Consider the following 14509-nt stretch of genomic DNA (forward strand, 5'->3'; position numbering starts at 1 on the left):
ATGAAAATTGGATTCATTGGAACAGGAAATATGGCAGGAGCAATCGTACAAGGCATCACTGCTAAAAACTTTGTTGAGGGAAAAGACGTTTATCTGTTTGATGTTTTGACGGATAAAGTCAAAGAGTTAGCGGCTCAAGTTGATGGAAATGTTTGCTCTTCTGCTGGAGAAGTGATTGAGCAAGTAGATGCTATCGTACTTTCAGTTAAACCAAATATTATTCAAAAAGTTGTAGAAGAAACAAAATCAGTCGTATTAAAGAAAAAACCACTATTGATTTCGATTGCTGCAGGTACAACATTGGATAAACTGGAAGGATTGGTTGGTACAAGTACATTACCGATTATTCGAGTAATGCCAAACGTTAACGCAATGATCGGTTTAGGAGCTGCGGCAGTAGCTGGAAATCAAAATACTTCAAAAGAACAGATACAATACGTTGTTGACTTGTTCAATGCTGTAGGAAAAGCTTGGGAAGTTGAAGAAAAAGACTTTTCAGCCTATACGGCTGTGGCAGGAAGTTCACCTGCCTATGCATATTTATTTATTGACAGTATTGCTCGAGCAGGAGTCAAACATGGTTTGACGAAAGAAAAAGCATTGGAATATGCGGCTCAAGCTGTTCTAGGTAGTGCTCAAATGATCTTAGATTCAGATGAAAATCCTTGGACCTTGATCGATCGTGTATGTTCTCCAGGAGGAACTACAGTTGCGGGACTACTGGCTTTGGAGGAAGAAGCATTTATTGCGACAGTGGTAAAAGGAATCGATGCGACAGTTGCTCGCGATGAGGAAATGAAAAAAATGTAATTTTTCGTATAGAAAAAGGAATAAATCAACCTAAAAAGGTCGGTCTATTCCTTTTTTTCATTTTATAGTTTCTGTGTAGCATTGGTCTTCACTAACCGCAATAAAACCGAAGTTACGGCCACCGTAGCAATCGCCGCTACAATTGCTTCCACGATCCCGCTTGTAAAAATCACCGTCAAAATCGCAGTGTAAACAGCGGCTCCGCTTGCGCCGATCGTCTCTGCATATGCATCTTTAAAGAGAAAATAAATCAAGTTCATAACTAAGATCGTATTTGTCGCAGACCCTAAGAGTCCTGCGATAAATAAACTGATCGATTGTGATGTTGGTTTATTTTTAGTTACTTTTTTTAGCCCCATAAAGACGAAGTAAGGGACGACACCGATCAAAATCCTCGGTACCATTGCGATCACGATTGCTTTCCAGCTGCCTTGGTTTGTTCCGATCACCGGAATAAACGGTGAGAAAACAAACGACAGTGGAGATAAGACTACTGTACTGCGGATCATACTGATCACACCGAAGACACCGCCTAGAAAAGCACCGATTCTTGGACCTAAAATGATCGAAGCGATAATGACAGGAATATGCATCGTTGTTGCATTGATCGGACCGATCGGAATGAAGCCCAGAAAGGGAACTGCTGATAATAAGATCAAAATTGCTAAGAACATCGCAGTCAATGTAAATGTTTTTGTATTTTTCATAAAGGACTCCTCACCATTATTTCGCTAAAAGTTCACTGGCTTTTGCCACGACTTCTTCAACAGTCGCTAAAGCGCCGCGACCAAAATCACCGCAAGCCAGTAATGCTTCGCGAGGCTCGATTTCTTGGTAGCCAACTTTTTTTAGTGTTTTTAGATTCCGTTGTGTGATCGGATTTTGATACATATAGGTATTCATTGCTGGTGCGATCATCTTTGGCACTTCTTCTTTCAAGGCTAAGGCAACGGTTGAAAGCATATCATCTGCGATCCCGTTAGCAAGCTTGGCAATGATATTCGCAGAAGCTGGCGCTACAAGGAATAGGTCGGCTTTTTTCGCTAGTTCGATATGATTGATTTTATCTGGCGCAATTTCTTCCATGACATTTGTGTGCACAGGATTTTTAGAAAGAGATTGCAACGTCAAAGGCGTGATGAATTTGGTGCTGTTTGTTGTCATGATGACTTCCACATTATAGCCTAATTTTGTTAATTGACTAGTGATATCCGCTGATTTATAGGCAGAAATACTGCCTGAAACACCTAACAGAATGGTTTTCATTTTTTATTCCTCCATTTATTTTCGACATTCTCGACGATCAGTCGTGCAATCTCGGCTTTGGTTTGAGCAGTTTGTGTTTGCCCAGCCGCATCGATCAAAATGCCTTTGTGCTGATCACCTTGGATCGTTTCTAAATCATTGGCTAAAATAAAATCGCAGTGATTTTTTTCAAGAATCGTTTGACCGACTTGGATCAGCTCTTCTTCTGAAACGCCAACTAAAAGTTTAAAACCAACTACTATTGCCTGCGGTTGTTTTTCGCGAAGCATTGCAATTATTTTAGGGTTTTTCTTTAAAAAAAGCAAGAGACGATCTGTTTTTGAAGGAATCTTTTTCTGATCCTGAACCGTTTCGCCAATTTCAGCTAAACCTTGGTGCAAAAATTCTTTTAGTTGTTGCTTCGTTGGTTGTTCCAACTCAACTAATTTTGCAGAAAGCTGCTCGATAAATTCTTCTTCTGATAGGGTTGTTTCAGTCGTAAAATCGCTCACAGCCATGCTATGGATCACACTGTCAAAAGCGGTCTGGTCAAATTGTTCAAGCAACGCTTCTTGTAAGTCTTTCGTCGTTTCAATGGGAACGATCGTTAATTTTTCCTGTTCAGCAGGTCGGACAGCTTGAGCTGTGGTGACATAGGTTACGTGATGACCTTGTGCTAAAAATGTTTCAGCGATGATTTTACCTAAGCGTCCAGTCGAATGATTGGTAATGGAACGGACGTTGTCTATTTTTTCAGAAGTTCCACCTGCAGTAATCAATATATTCATTATTGTGATGCCCCTTTAGTTCATTTTTATGATGGTGCGACCAATGTGTGTGCCTTTTTGTAATTGCTCCAACGTATTTGGCAATTGCTCTAATGTGATTTCTTGTGTCAGTTCGTGTTGGCTTACATTCAAATCTGCCGCCAAACGTTGCCAGATCGCTACGCGCGGCTCCATTGGCACATTGACTGAATCGATGCCTAACAAATTGATACCTCGTAAGATAAACGGTAAGACAGTGGTGTTTAGTGTGATACCTGCTGCATTGCCGCAGATGGCAATGCTTCCGCCATAACGCAATTGCGCCAATAGTGCAGCTGTGATATCTCCGCCAACGGTGTCGATCACAAAATCGATGGTTTGTTTCGCTAAAGGCTTGATTTTTTCGGGAAGAAAATCCTCAACAAGCAGTACTTGAGAGGCACCGATGTTCTTTAATGATGCTTCCGCTTCTTTTTTTCGACTTAATGCAATGATGTTTTTATAGCCTAATTGCTTCAGCATCGCAATCGACAAGCTGCCGACACCACCTGTAGCACCAGACACTAAAATTGTCGCTTCTTTATTCTGGCTCAACCCATGATTTTCTAGTGCTTGAACAGATAAGGCTGCAGTAAAACCAGCAGTACCGAAAATCATAGCATCCTTTAGACTTAAACCAGTAGGTAAAGGAACGACCCAATCTGCCGGAACACGAGCAATTTGAGCGAACCCGCCAGTATGTGTCACGCCTAGACCGTAGCCTGTGACTAAAACTTCTTGTCCTTCTTTGAAGCGAGCATCAGTTGAAGTTAAGACAGTGCCGCTTAGATCGATACCGGGAATCATAGGATAATGACGGATCACCCCGCCATTTTCTTTTGCTGCTAAAGAATCTTTATAGTTGACCGATGAATAAGCTACTTGTATCGTAACGTCACCAGCAGATAACGCATCGATCGTAGTATCAGCTATCTCTGTTCGGAATGTTTGATTGATGTCATTTACGATAAATCCAGAAAATGTTTTCATGTGTAGGCTCCTTTAAATACAAAATCGTTTTATTGTTACTATCATAACATATTCTCCTTTTATCTTTAGGAAATTCTTCTCAAATCAACCTTCATAAATGCTAGAAAATAAGCTAGAATAGAAGGTGAGTGTTTTATTGACTTGGAAAGTGAAAATAAATACATGGATGAAAAAAATAAGCGGAAAGGGAATTGAATGAGTGAAGTTTAAAATTGGTATGCGTACATTTAAAACGGGGATCAGTGTGTTTCTTTGTATCCTTGTCAGTATTTTATTGAAACGTGAAACGTATGTCGTTGCGGCGATCACTACTGTATTCAGTCTGAGAGAAGACATGGAGAATACGTTAAAATACGGCAAGCATCGAATTACTGGGAATGTAATGGGAGCGATCATGTCAGTTGTTGTGATTGCGGTGTTCAGTGTATTTGGACGAACCGAGATCGTTCAGCTGATCTTTATTCCAACGATCATTATGGTGATGATCGCACTGCTTGCTTCGATCAGCTGTCATGAAGGGACGGTCGGAGCTTGTGCGACGCTTTTGACGATCGTGTTTATGATTCCTTCTGATCAGTCTTACGGCTATGCGTTTGATCGTGTGGTGGATAGCTTTATCGGGATGGGAATCGCATTAGCAGTGAATTATTTTATTCCGTTAAAACTAAACAGAAAAAAGGCAGTGATTCCAGAGGACAATGAAGTCGCTGCAGAATAAAAGAAAAGGTTGGGATTTAGTACCCAGCCTTTTCTTTTTTGCTATTCTTTGATTAAATGTGTTTCTTTTTGTTTAATGTGTGCTTCCAATTCGTGCTTGTCGATCAAGGAAGAAACTACACCATCACGTGAGATACAAAAGCCGGCAGCATACGTAGCAATACGAACAGCATCCTTCAATGTATATCCATAAAGCAAGTAGGAAGAAAGGGCACTGATAAACGCATCACTTGCTCCTGTGCTATCGATTGCTGGAAAATCAACAGCGGGAACATAGTCATCCCATTCGGCTGTTTTAACATAACAGCCTTTTTCGCCTAACGTGACAATGATCGTATCGACACCGCATGTTAGGAGATGATCGGACTTTTCTTCTAAAGTAGTGTATTCAGGACATAGTTCGTTCAGCTCATCTTCATTCGGAATCAAGATATCGATCGCAGAAAGAACCTCTTTAGGAATACTGCCATAAGCTGAAGGTTTTAAAATTGTTTTTGCGCCATATTGGTGTGCTACTGAACACGCTTTAGCGACGGTGTCCAGTGGAATTTCTGTTTGAATCAGGCAATAGCCTGTGTTTTCGAACAACTCTTTTTTATCTTCGATATCTTCTGGTGTAAAAATGCCGTTGGCACCAGGGAGGATCGAGATAGTGGAGTGGCCGCTCGTTTCTACAAAGATATACGCTTTTCCTGTATTAGTATGATTACTTCTCTTGATCCCTAATGTCTCAACACCAAATTGGTTCAATGTATTATACACATAATCAGAATCAAGGTCCGATCCGATTTTGCCGATCAGCGCAACCCGATGCCCTAATTTAGCAGCACCGATCGATTGGTTCACCCCTTTTCCTCCTGGATAGATCGAAGAACCTGTGATCGAGACTGTTTTCCCACTGTCCGGCAGCTTTGGCACGGTCAAATAAGTATCGATATTGATACTTCCGATCACTACGATTTTAGGAATATTCAAATTGAAGGGCAAGCTGACTGTCGTACGATTATCCAACGAAAAATCTTGAAAATAAGTCGGTGTTTCCAATGATTTTTTTTCTATGGTATTGATCAATTGCCGACAAAGATAGCCGCCAAAATCAGCATTTCGAATCGTATATGTAGAGATTTCAGATAACTCACTTAATGATAGCGGCTCCGTCCGTTCGCTTTTTAGTGAAATCAGCGAAAGATCCTCCGGGATTTTGTAACTTAGTGCGTGGAGTAGTTGGTAAAATTCTAATGCCTTATGATAGTGAGAAGAAATCACACCTGTGATCTGTCTGTTATTTAATTTATGGTTTAAGTTCTCATTGAAATCGAAGAAGATCAACTCTGGGTCAAGTTTCATATGATTATCGAACAAACATTTTTTATAGCCAGCTAAGAAGGCTTCGGTACGTCTGCCGGGTGTCAGTAAACAGGCGATTTTTTGATGTTTTTGATCGATCAACTCTTGTGTGATATGATAGGCTGCTTTTTCGTAAGGAAACAAAATCGATGTTTCGCCACCATTTTCTCCAGTACTTAGGACAGGAATAGCCAGTTCTTCAAAATGGGTGAGGTGGCTTAAACTTTCTTCATCGATCGGCTCCCAGATGACACCGTCGACGTTTTGTTTGCAGAGAGAGGTGATGTTTTTTAATTCTTGTTCCTTGTCATCGTAATTATTAAAGATCAACGGGCTGTAGCCATTTTTTTGAGCGGTCTGGATGATCCCGTCTAACGTCGCATCCAATGAGGTGGAAGACCGGAGTAAAACGCCTAATAGCCATGACTTTGCTGGGGTACCTGCAGAAGAAGCATAAGGTGCATAATTATATTCTTTGACGATTTTCAGCACGCGTTCTCTTGTTTCATGGCTGATACTTTGGTCTTTTTGGTTGACGATTTTTGATACGGTAGAAACAGAAACACCAGCTAATTTGGCGATGTCTTTTATATTCATAATGATTATTTCCCTCATTTCGTTTAGTGATCAAAAGGTGGTTCATCTATAGTAAATAAGAAAAAAATGCTAATTCTTTCTATCAAAATGAAGCGTCTAATTATGCTTACATCATAGATAAATAATTCATGGAAGTCAACCGTAAGTATTCTGTGAATGAGGAGAAAAATCTTTTTGATCAAAATCCAAAAAAGCGTTGACAAAAGAAGCAAACGATGTTAATTTCTACTTAGAGAAAACGTTTTCCGAAAAAGTTTTCCTTATTCGAGAAAAATAAATTCTGAACGAAACGGAGGTCATGTCATGAAGCAGAGAAGTTTTCTAAATAGAATCAAGGCGCAGTTCACGACGAAATCGTTAGTTCTCATTCCCATAGCTGTAGGCATCAACCTGATTGGCGGAACGTTATGCTCAGCGTTAAAGCTGCCTTTGTTTTTAGATATGATTGGAACGATCATCATTGCTTGTCTCTCTGGACCTTGGGTTGCTGCTTTATGCGGTTTTTTGACAAATGTGTTTTTAACTTTAGTGGCTAATCCAGTTTATTTTCCTTATTCCGTCGTGAGTGTTTTATGTGGTCTTGTCACAGGCTTTATGGTCAAAGCGGGGTTGTTTCGAAATGTTTGGGGAGCAATTTTGACTTGGATTGTATGCGCCTTCACAAATACGGTATCTGCTTCGATGATCACGATTTTTGTATACGGCGGTGCAACAGGTGTTAATGGCAGTTCACTTTTTACAGCTGCATTGATTGCAACGACTAAGAAAATCATTCTATCGGTTTTATCGACATCGATGATCGAAAATTTGGTCGATAAAGGGATCGTTTTTCTGATCGCCTATCTTCTAGTACAAAAGATTCCAAAACGTTTCTTAAGCCAATATGCACTTGGAATGAACGAAGATGAATTAGAAGAAGATTGGTAGTGAAAAGGGACAGAACGAAAATAGTTTAGGAGGGAGAATATGAAGCTGTCAAATACCTTTGTAGAAAAAGATACAATGATCGAAAAGATAAATCCGTTGACGAAGATCCTTGCTGTCTTTTGTTTTGGATTAGGTACGCTGTTATTTCCCAAATTATGGTTAGGGTTTGGACTTATTATTTGTTTATTTTTCATTGCTTATTTAGGGAAATTACTGAAACCGTTTACTCGTTTGATGCTGGGCTTCGGGCTGCCGATCAGTTTGATGCTGCTTTTTATTCAGGGTTTTTACGGCGTAAATAATAAAACAGTCATTGCTGATTTTGGCTTTGCTGAGCTAGGCTTAGAAGGTGTGCTATATGCGCTAAAAATAGTGACGACATTATTAGTATTTCTAGGGTCATTTTATTTGATGAATCAAACGACTGAGACAGGAAAATTAGTTGCAGCATTGACGAATAGCGGCTTACCGCCCAAAGCAGGCTATTTGGTTTTAGCAACGTTGAATGTCGTACCGCAAATGCAGCGGAGAATGAATGTGATCCAAGAAGCGCAAGAAGCGAGAGGCGTCGAGATCAAAGGACGGTTAGTTGCAAGGATCAAGGCCTACTTGCCGCTTTTAGGTCCTGTAATCATGTCTTCGCTGACGGATGCACAAGAAAGAGGAATGACGCTGGAAACAAGAGGATTTGGTATTAAAGGAGTCAAGCAAACAAGCTATGTCCAAGTAAAAACGACAAAAATAGACAAGATCATCAACATCTTGCTGGTACTCTTTTTAATTTTTGTGATTCTAGCATCTATATGGATGAAATAAACAAGATAGGAGGGGAAATGAATGTCTGAACCTGTTGTAACAGTCAATAATTTTTCGTATAGATATAATCAAACGAAAACAAGAGCTCTGAAAAATTTGACGTTTCAGGTGGAAGCGGGCAGCTTCTTTTGTATCGTTGGCGGAAATGGCTCAGGGAAGTCAACGTTATGTAATGCACTAGTCGGCTTGATTCCTCACTATTTTGTAGGGAAAAAAGCGGGAGAAATCATCATTGATGGGCTTAAAACGGAAGCTGCGACGATCGCTGAGTTGTCTACACGAATTGGGTTAGTCTTTCAAAATCCATTCAATCAATTATCCTATACAGCGGGTACTGTTGCAGAAGAGTTAGCGTATGGCTTGGGCAATCGTGGTGTACCGAGAACAGAGATGCTCAAAAAAGTGGAGATGGTATCCAAGCTGATGCATATCGACCATATTCTTTCAAAAAATCCGCTGGAGCTATCAGGAGGTCAGGTACAGCGGGTCGCTTTTGGCTCGACGTTCATTTTAGAACCAAAAATCTTAGTGTTAGATGAATGTACAACACAGCTGGACCCCATGGGAAGTGACGAGATTTTTGCTATCGTGAAGCGCTTGAATCAAAATGGGATCACTGTGATCATGGTGGATCATGACATGGAACGGGTAGCAAAAAATGCGGATCAGATCATGGTTCTTTCAGAAGGTGAGATCCAGATGATTGGAAATCCCAAGGATGTTTTTGAATTTCTGGAACAAACAGATCTTGGAATCGAAGTGCCTGATTATGTGAAAATTTCAAGAATACTTCAACAAAAGGGCTATACAAAAGCAGAAATCACATGGACGGAAGAAGAAACGATTCGTTTGGTAAAGGAGGTGCTGAAATATGAAGATCCAGTTGAAAAACCTTCATTTTAGCTATCCTTCAAGTGAGGAAGTATTAAAAGGGATCGATTTAACGATCGAAGGCACAAAACCTGTCGCGATCATCGGACAAAACGGTGCAGGTAAAACAACGATCGTGAAGCATTTGAATGGCATTTTGTCACCGACCTCAGGTGAAGTATGGATCGATGGAGAAGCGATCCAGACAAAGAGCACAGCACAATGGTCGAAAACGGTTGGCTATGTGTTTCAAAATCCTGATGATCAATTATTTTTAGAAACAGTTAAAAAGGAATTGTTGTTTGGTCCGCAACAGATTGGTATGTCCCAAAAAGACATCGACCAACGCCTAGAATGGGTAGCAGATGTGACTGGCTTAAAGGATAAATTAGATATTCATCCATTTGACTTAAATGCAACTGAAAAAAAGTTTTGTACGATTGCTTCTATTATGATGATGAATCCGAAGGTTCTGATCTTCGATGAGCCGACCTGCGGACAAGATGTCTATGGAAATCGACGATTGAAAAAAATCATTCAGGAACTGAAACATCGTGGAGTGCTATGTATCACGATAACGCATGATATGAAGTTTGTGGCAGATAATTTTGAACGAATCATCGTGATGAAAGAAGGAACGGTACTTTTAGACGGATCAGTGGATGATGTATTTTCACAGCCTGAACGATTAAAACAAAGTTTTGTTACACCACCTCCGATCACGCGTGTGGGACAAGGAGTTGGGTTTTCAGAACCAGTATTTACGACAGAAGCGTTCATGAAGGTTTTTGAAAGAGAAAGGGGTGAGTAAAATGTTTGATACTGTTGGGGAACTAGTAAAAAGAAAGCGTGAAAGAGACGGATGAGATAAACGCTCCGTAAAAATGGTTGGTTGTTGAATAAAGTCAAGATTGAAAGGTGTGGAAAAAATGTCAGCTAACACTGAGACAGAAAAAGTAATTGGCGTTCCCGTTCCTAGAGAAGGAACTCCTGAATTTGAAAAAATGAATCGGATGGCAAAACGTGCGATTCCGCTGATTTTAATTATTTTTATTTTTGGTATTCTTGAGCAACAGGCATTTGGTATGATTTTTGTTAATATTGGCGAACAGTTGGGAACACCCAATTTAGCGCCATTGATCACATCGATACCGGGCATCGTTTTGGGCATCGTTTGTGTCATTTATGGTTCTTTGGGAGATTTTGTTTCATTTAAAAAGATGACGATGTTGGGTGTCGTATTATTGATTGTTGGTTCTGCGATCGGATTTATACTGGGACCGATCAATATTTGGGCGGTCGTAATTGCCCGTGTGCTTCAATCAGCAGGCGGACAGGTAGCAGGTTCTGTTTTCTTAGTCTTGGTATCAAAATATATCGCAAAAGAAAATCGCGTGATCTACTACGGCATTTTCGTTGCTGTTTTTAGATTTTCAGCAGCACTAGGTGTGGTAGCAGCAGGTTATGTAACGAAGATCGATTGGCGTTGGTTATTCGCTGTTCCTTTGATTTCTTTCTTATTTATTCCATCGTTAGCGAAAAACTTACCGGACGATCATGCAGAAGGTGCAACGATCGACTGGGCTGGATTTGCCTTGATCGGTGCATTTGCTGGAGCAGTCACGATGTTCTTTACAGATATGAATGTATTTTGGGCAGTAGCCTGTGTGGTTACACTGATTGCTTTTATCGTTTATATCAATAAAGCTAAAAATCCGTTTATTACTCCTGAGTTCTTTAAGAACCCAGCATTCATTGCAACGATGACCGTTATTTTTGTAGGTTATTTCTTCAGCTACACATTAAATGCAGGTGTCAATGCGATCGGCTTGAATATTTATGGTATCGATTCTGCAGAAGTTTCTACTTTATTGGTTTGGTCGATTTTATTAGCGGCAGTTCTTGGATTTGTTTGCGGTCCAGTTATTAAACGGATCGGACGTTCAGCAGGCATCATTATGGCCTTGAGCTTTATGGGATTAGGATTGATCGCAATTGCTTTCGCCATTCCTATGGGCAAAGTTTGGGCATTAGCTGTAGCGCCATGTATCTATTATTTTGGAACGTCATTCTTTTACTCACCGATCGTTGATACAGCAACGCTTACTGTATCGCCGGAAGAGTCTGGTCGTGTTCTTGGTGTCAATGACCTAGTCCAAGCGATCACAGGATCTGTTGGTGTGGCTGTATTCGGCGGAATGATGTCTTCAGGTGCGATGTCTGGAGGAAGTATCGTCGGTGTAGACAGCGGTGCTGCGTCAACTTATGCCAATGTCTTTTTAGTCGGTGGTGTGATCATTTTGGCCGCTTTGGTGATCTTCTTGGTAACGAAAAAAACGATCTACAGTCGTTCAAGAGCAGAATAAAAATAGTTAGAAAAAAAGATGATAGGAGGAAGAAAAATGGCAAAACAAAAAATAATTTTAGACTGCGATCCTGGACATGATGACGCGTTGGCTTTATTGATGGCTTTAGCTTCTGACAAGGTGGAACTGATCGGAATCACGACCTCAGCTGGCAACCAATTGCCGGAAAAAACCTTTGATAACACGCGAAAACTCTTAGCTTTAGCAAACAGAGAGGACATTCCTGTAGCAATGGGTGCATTGAAACCTCTTCGAAGAGAATTGATCATTGCAGATGATGTTCATGGAGAAAGTGGGCTGGATGGAGCAGAACTACCTGAACCAACAGCAGCGGCAGAAAAGATCAGCGGAAATGACTTACTAGCGAAGCTATTAAAAGAAAGTGATGAAAAGGTGACGATCATCGCTACTGGTCCACTGACAAATATCGCGATCTTTTTATTATCACATCCAGAACTAAAAGAGAAGATCGAGTTGATCTCCTTTATGGGCGGCGCTTGTTTTGGCGGTAATATCACTCCGCATGCAGAGTTCAATATTTATGTCGATCCTGAAGCAGCCGATATTGTCGTGAAATCAGGCGTGCCAACAGCGATGTTTGGCTTAGATGTGACATTGAAAGCACAGCTTTTTGAAGAAGACATTCAAGAAATCAGAGCGATCGGGAATCCAGTCGCTCGTACGATGGCTGATTTATTAGACTTTTTCAATTTGACAACAACAGTTCCATTTTTGGCTGAGGAAGGTCATATCGAAGGGATTCATATGCATGATCCGTGTGCGATGGCGTACGTCATCGATCCAAGCTTATTCAAGGTTTTACCGATGCATGTGGAGGTCGAAACAAGCGAAACACTTACGCTAGGAAGCACAGTTGTTGATTATGATGATCTTTTCAAAAAAGAAAAAAATGTGCTTGTTGGATTTGATATCGATTTACCAAAATTCAAAGCCCTAGTAATAGATACGATGTCTTATTTTTCTAAGTAGTCATCATTCGAGTGAAACGTAGTAGAGGAGGTCAGGCAATGAATAAAGTCACAGTCATTGGAAGTATCAACGCAGACACCACATTAAAAATGAACTATTTGCCCAAACATGGAGAAACGATCCATGCAGATGAATTATTTACATCAGGCGGAGGAAAAGGGGCAAATCAGGCGATCGCTGCTAAACGAAGCGGAGCAAATACAAGCTTTATCGGAGCGGTTGGCGCTGATGATACAGGCAAGCGAATGCTGGATTTATTAAAGAAAGAAACGATCGATGTCTCAGGGATCAAAACCCTTGATGATCAAACGACGGGCAGTGCATATGTATTGTTAGATAGCTTTGGGGAAAACAGTATCATTATCCATTCAGGCGCAAATAATCAAATCACTTGTGAACAGGTAGAAGAAAATAGAAATAAGATCGAAGAAAGTGATTTTATCATTGCCCAATTTGAGAGTACGATCGACAGCACGATTCGAGCATTTGAATTAGCCAGAGCAGCTGGGACGAAAACTATCTTGAATCCAGCGCCGGCGATCGAACAGATTCCTACGCAGCTACTAGAAAATACGGATATGATCGTACCAAATGAATCCGAAGTAGAAATTCTGACTGGAATAAAAATCACCTCTGAACAGAGTATGATCCATGCAGCCTCTTCTTTACACGGATTAGGAATAGAAACGGTCGTGATCACACTCGGTAGTGCAGGTGCTTTTTATGATCAGGCAGGAGAGCGGGGAATCATCCCAGCATATCCAGTAAAAGCAGTTGACACAACGGCAGCTGGGGATACATTTATTGGCGCGATGGCAGCTATTTTGGAAAAAGATTTCAGTAATTTAGAAGCTGCCATTCGTTACGGTGCAAAAGCTGCTTCACTCACTGTCCAACGCTACGGTGCACAACCAGCGATTCCTTATCGTAGTGAGCTAGATGGATTTCTTGTGAGTAAATAGAAGAATAAGTTAGACAATGATTTAGAAACAATAGCCTATCTAAAGAACAGGACGAGAGTAAAGATTACTTTTGTCCTGTTCTTTTTTTATTTAAAATAAGTAAATACATAATTTAAGTGGGAAACTATAAATTGAAGGTGAAAAAGCCTGTTATAATAATGTTGACAAATTATACCGACTAGGAGGTATTTATTTATGATTTCATATATACACCTTACTATACGCAAGCAAGAAATGCTCTTTTTTATCATGGTTTTGGTTTTAACATTCGTGGAATTGGGCGAAAACTTGCAACTGTTATGAGAAAGCTTAGAAGGGATATTGCAAAGGTTACAACCTATTCGCGTTCTTTAGCTCAAAAAATCGTCTCATCAGAAAAAGCATAAATGCGGAAGAAAGAAAATTTTGGATCAATCTATTCTCATTTAGTTTATTTGATACATGATATCTTTTGTTTAGAGTACATGTTGAATAGTTTCTTATTAATCAATTCCAACGAATGTACTTCTGCGTTCTAAAAGTAATGTATCTTTCCATTTAGGTCCTAATTTTCCAATTTTTTTTCTTTTACCTACAATTCTAAAACCATGTTTCTCGTGGAGAAGTATGCTTGCCGTATTTTCAGAAAAAATCCCTGCTTGAATTGTCCATAATCCATTGTTTTCACTTTCCTGAATTGCAGCTGTCATTAATTGATCGCCAATTCCTTGTCTTCTATAGCGTGATGAAGTATAAATGCTGATTTCAGCAACTCCGCTATATACGCTTCGAGAAGAAATTGGAGAAAAAGCACTCCAACCAACCACTTGATGTTCAATAGTGGCTACCAATCTTCCAATTATCAAATGATTGCCGTCCCATGTGGAGTAGTCTGGAATTGAATCAACCGTTGTAAAAGTTGCAGTACCCGTTTCGATGCCTTCCTGATAAATAGCTCTGACTTCAGACCAATCACTCTCAGACATTTTCCTAATTAGTATTGTCATTAAATTATCCTCCTTAAAAACTTTTGACTAAATGGGTTGGACTACGTTCTCTTAAGAGATTTCTGTATATTATATCATAT

At 40.1% G+C, this 14509-nt stretch carries 15 protein-coding genes; 9 read left to right on the plus strand and 6 right to left on the minus strand.

The genetic code is table 11. From position 1 onward, the window contains the following. Positions 1-810, plus strand: coding sequence for a pyrroline-5-carboxylate reductase (gene proC / locus IGI58_RS14170; protein ID WP_429952892.1), 810 nt, complete (start codon positions 1-3; stop codon positions 808-810). 62 nt (positions 811-872) lie between these two features. Here proC and IGI58_RS14175 read toward each other — a convergent pair whose 3' ends face one another. The 4 genes from IGI58_RS14175 to IGI58_RS14190 are packed head-to-tail and all read right to left on the minus strand — an operon-like array spanning position 873 to position 3851. Beyond that, positions 873-1517 (minus strand): ECF transporter S component, encoded by a 645-nt coding sequence (locus IGI58_RS14175; RefSeq protein ID WP_429952891.1) that lies wholly within the window; start codon positions 1515-1517, stop codon positions 873-875. Positions 1518-1533: 16 nt separating this feature from the next. Then, positions 1534-2076: a phosphopantothenoylcysteine decarboxylase gene (gene coaC, locus IGI58_RS14180; protein ID WP_429952890.1), complete on the minus strand. Its 543-nt coding sequence runs from the start codon at positions 2074-2076 to the stop codon at positions 1534-1536. After that, the gene (coaB, locus tag IGI58_RS14185; RefSeq protein ID WP_429952889.1) at positions 2073-2843 is read right to left on the minus strand and encodes a phosphopantothenate--cysteine ligase; all 771 of its coding nucleotides are present in this window, start codon (positions 2841-2843) and stop codon (positions 2073-2075) included. Before coaB ends, coaC begins: the two co-directional genes overlap by 4 nt. A 15-nt stretch (positions 2844-2858) precedes the next feature. Further along, positions 2859-3851, minus strand: coding sequence for an oxidoreductase (locus IGI58_RS14190; protein ID WP_429952888.1), 993 nt, complete (start codon positions 3849-3851; stop codon positions 2859-2861). Positions 3852-4050: 199 nt separating this feature from the next. On the opposite strand from IGI58_RS14190, the gene IGI58_RS14195 reads away from it, so the two are divergent. Beyond that, entirely contained in the window at positions 4051-4569 is a 519-nt protein-coding gene (locus IGI58_RS14195) for an FUSC family protein (RefSeq protein ID WP_225533106.1), read from the plus strand. Positions 4570-4610: 41 nt separating this feature from the next. Here the strand turns inward: IGI58_RS14195 and IGI58_RS14200 are convergent, their stop codons facing one another. Then, positions 4611-6512, minus strand: a complete 1902-nt coding sequence (locus IGI58_RS14200) for a PfkB family carbohydrate kinase (protein ID WP_429952887.1) — start codon at positions 6510-6512, stop codon at positions 4611-4613. A gap of 303 nt (positions 6513-6815) precedes the next feature. Here IGI58_RS14200 and IGI58_RS14205 point away from each other — a divergent pair, with 303 nt between their 5' ends. The 7 genes from IGI58_RS14205 (at position 6816) to rbsK (ending at position 13443) form a co-directional block, all read left to right on the plus strand. Continuing rightward, entirely contained in the window at positions 6816-7439 is a 624-nt protein-coding gene (locus IGI58_RS14205; RefSeq protein WP_429952886.1) for an ECF transporter S component, read from the plus strand. Between the two features lie 39 nt (positions 7440-7478). Then, positions 7479-8255 carry an energy-coupling factor transporter transmembrane component T gene (locus IGI58_RS14210; RefSeq protein WP_087639685.1) on the plus strand — a complete coding sequence of 259 codons (777 nt, stop codon included), beginning with the start codon at positions 7479-7481 and terminating at the stop codon, positions 8253-8255. A gap of 21 nt (positions 8256-8276) precedes the next feature. After that, a complete protein-coding gene (locus IGI58_RS14215) occupies positions 8277-9158 on the plus strand; it encodes an energy-coupling factor ABC transporter ATP-binding protein (protein WP_429952885.1) in 882 nt (293 codons plus the stop codon). Next, the gene (locus IGI58_RS14220; RefSeq protein ID WP_429952884.1) at positions 9127-9936 is read left to right on the plus strand and encodes an energy-coupling factor ABC transporter ATP-binding protein; all 810 of its coding nucleotides are present in this window, start codon (positions 9127-9129) and stop codon (positions 9934-9936) included. The genes IGI58_RS14215 and IGI58_RS14220 overlap by 32 nt, the downstream gene beginning before the upstream one ends. A 118-nt stretch (positions 9937-10054) precedes the next feature. Then, complete coding sequence (locus IGI58_RS14225; protein ID WP_429952883.1) at positions 10055-11491, plus strand: MFS transporter; 1437 nt, start codon at positions 10055-10057, stop codon at positions 11489-11491. A gap of 36 nt (positions 11492-11527) precedes the next feature. Beyond that, positions 11528-12481: a nucleoside hydrolase gene (locus IGI58_RS14230; RefSeq protein WP_429952882.1), complete on the plus strand. Its 954-nt coding sequence runs from the start codon at positions 11528-11530 to the stop codon at positions 12479-12481. 38 nt (positions 12482-12519) lie between these two features. Further along, positions 12520-13443, plus strand: coding sequence for a ribokinase (gene rbsK / locus IGI58_RS14235; protein WP_087639690.1), 924 nt, complete (start codon positions 12520-12522; stop codon positions 13441-13443). Positions 13444-13925: 482 nt separating this feature from the next. Here the strand turns inward: rbsK and IGI58_RS14240 are convergent, their stop codons facing one another. Next, complete coding sequence (locus IGI58_RS14240) at positions 13926-14429, minus strand: N-acetyltransferase family protein (protein ID WP_429952881.1); 504 nt, start codon at positions 14427-14429, stop codon at positions 13926-13928. Positions 14430-14509: the final 80 nt, after the last annotated feature.

Source organism: Enterococcus sp. AZ020 (assembly GCF_050499205.1).
In the GTDB taxonomy this organism is placed as follows: Bacteria; Bacillota; Bacilli; order Lactobacillales; family Enterococcaceae; genus Enterococcus_L; species Enterococcus_L dunnyi.

Coding starts and splice junctions, on each gene's coding strand:
- proC (WP_429952892.1), top strand. CDS start 1: ATGAAAATTGGATTCATTGGAACAGGAAATATGGCAGGAGCAATCGTA.
- IGI58_RS14175 (WP_429952891.1), bottom strand. CDS start 1,517: ATGAAAAATACAAAAACATTTACATTGACTGCGATGTTCTTAGCAATT.
- coaC (WP_429952890.1), bottom strand. CDS start 2,076: ATGAAAACCATTCTGTTAGGTGTTTCAGGCAGTATTTCTGCCTATAAA.
- coaB (WP_429952889.1), bottom strand. CDS start 2,843: ATGAATATATTGATTACTGCAGGTGGAACTTCTGAAAAAATAGACAAC.
- IGI58_RS14190 (WP_429952888.1), bottom strand. CDS start 3,851: ATGAAAACATTTTCTGGATTTATCGTAAATGACATCAATCAAACATTC.
- IGI58_RS14200 (WP_429952887.1), bottom strand. CDS start 6,512: ATGAATATAAAAGACATCGCCAAATTAGCTGGTGTTTCTGTTTCTACC.
- IGI58_RS14205 (WP_429952886.1), top strand. CDS start 6,816: ATGAAGCAGAGAAGTTTTCTAAATAGAATCAAGGCGCAGTTCACGACG.
- IGI58_RS14210 (WP_087639685.1), top strand. CDS start 7,479: ATGAAGCTGTCAAATACCTTTGTAGAAAAAGATACAATGATCGAAAAG.
- IGI58_RS14215 (WP_429952885.1), top strand. CDS start 8,277: ATGTCTGAACCTGTTGTAACAGTCAATAATTTTTCGTATAGATATAAT.
- IGI58_RS14220 (WP_429952884.1), top strand. CDS start 9,127: ATGAAGATCCAGTTGAAAAACCTTCATTTTAGCTATCCTTCAAGTGAG.
- IGI58_RS14225 (WP_429952883.1), top strand. CDS start 10,055: ATGTCAGCTAACACTGAGACAGAAAAAGTAATTGGCGTTCCCGTTCCT.
- IGI58_RS14230 (WP_429952882.1), top strand. CDS start 11,528: ATGGCAAAACAAAAAATAATTTTAGACTGCGATCCTGGACATGATGAC.
- rbsK (WP_087639690.1), top strand. CDS start 12,520: ATGAATAAAGTCACAGTCATTGGAAGTATCAACGCAGACACCACATTA.
- IGI58_RS14240 (WP_429952881.1), bottom strand. CDS start 14,429: ATGACAATACTAATTAGGAAAATGTCTGAGAGTGATTGGTCTGAAGTC.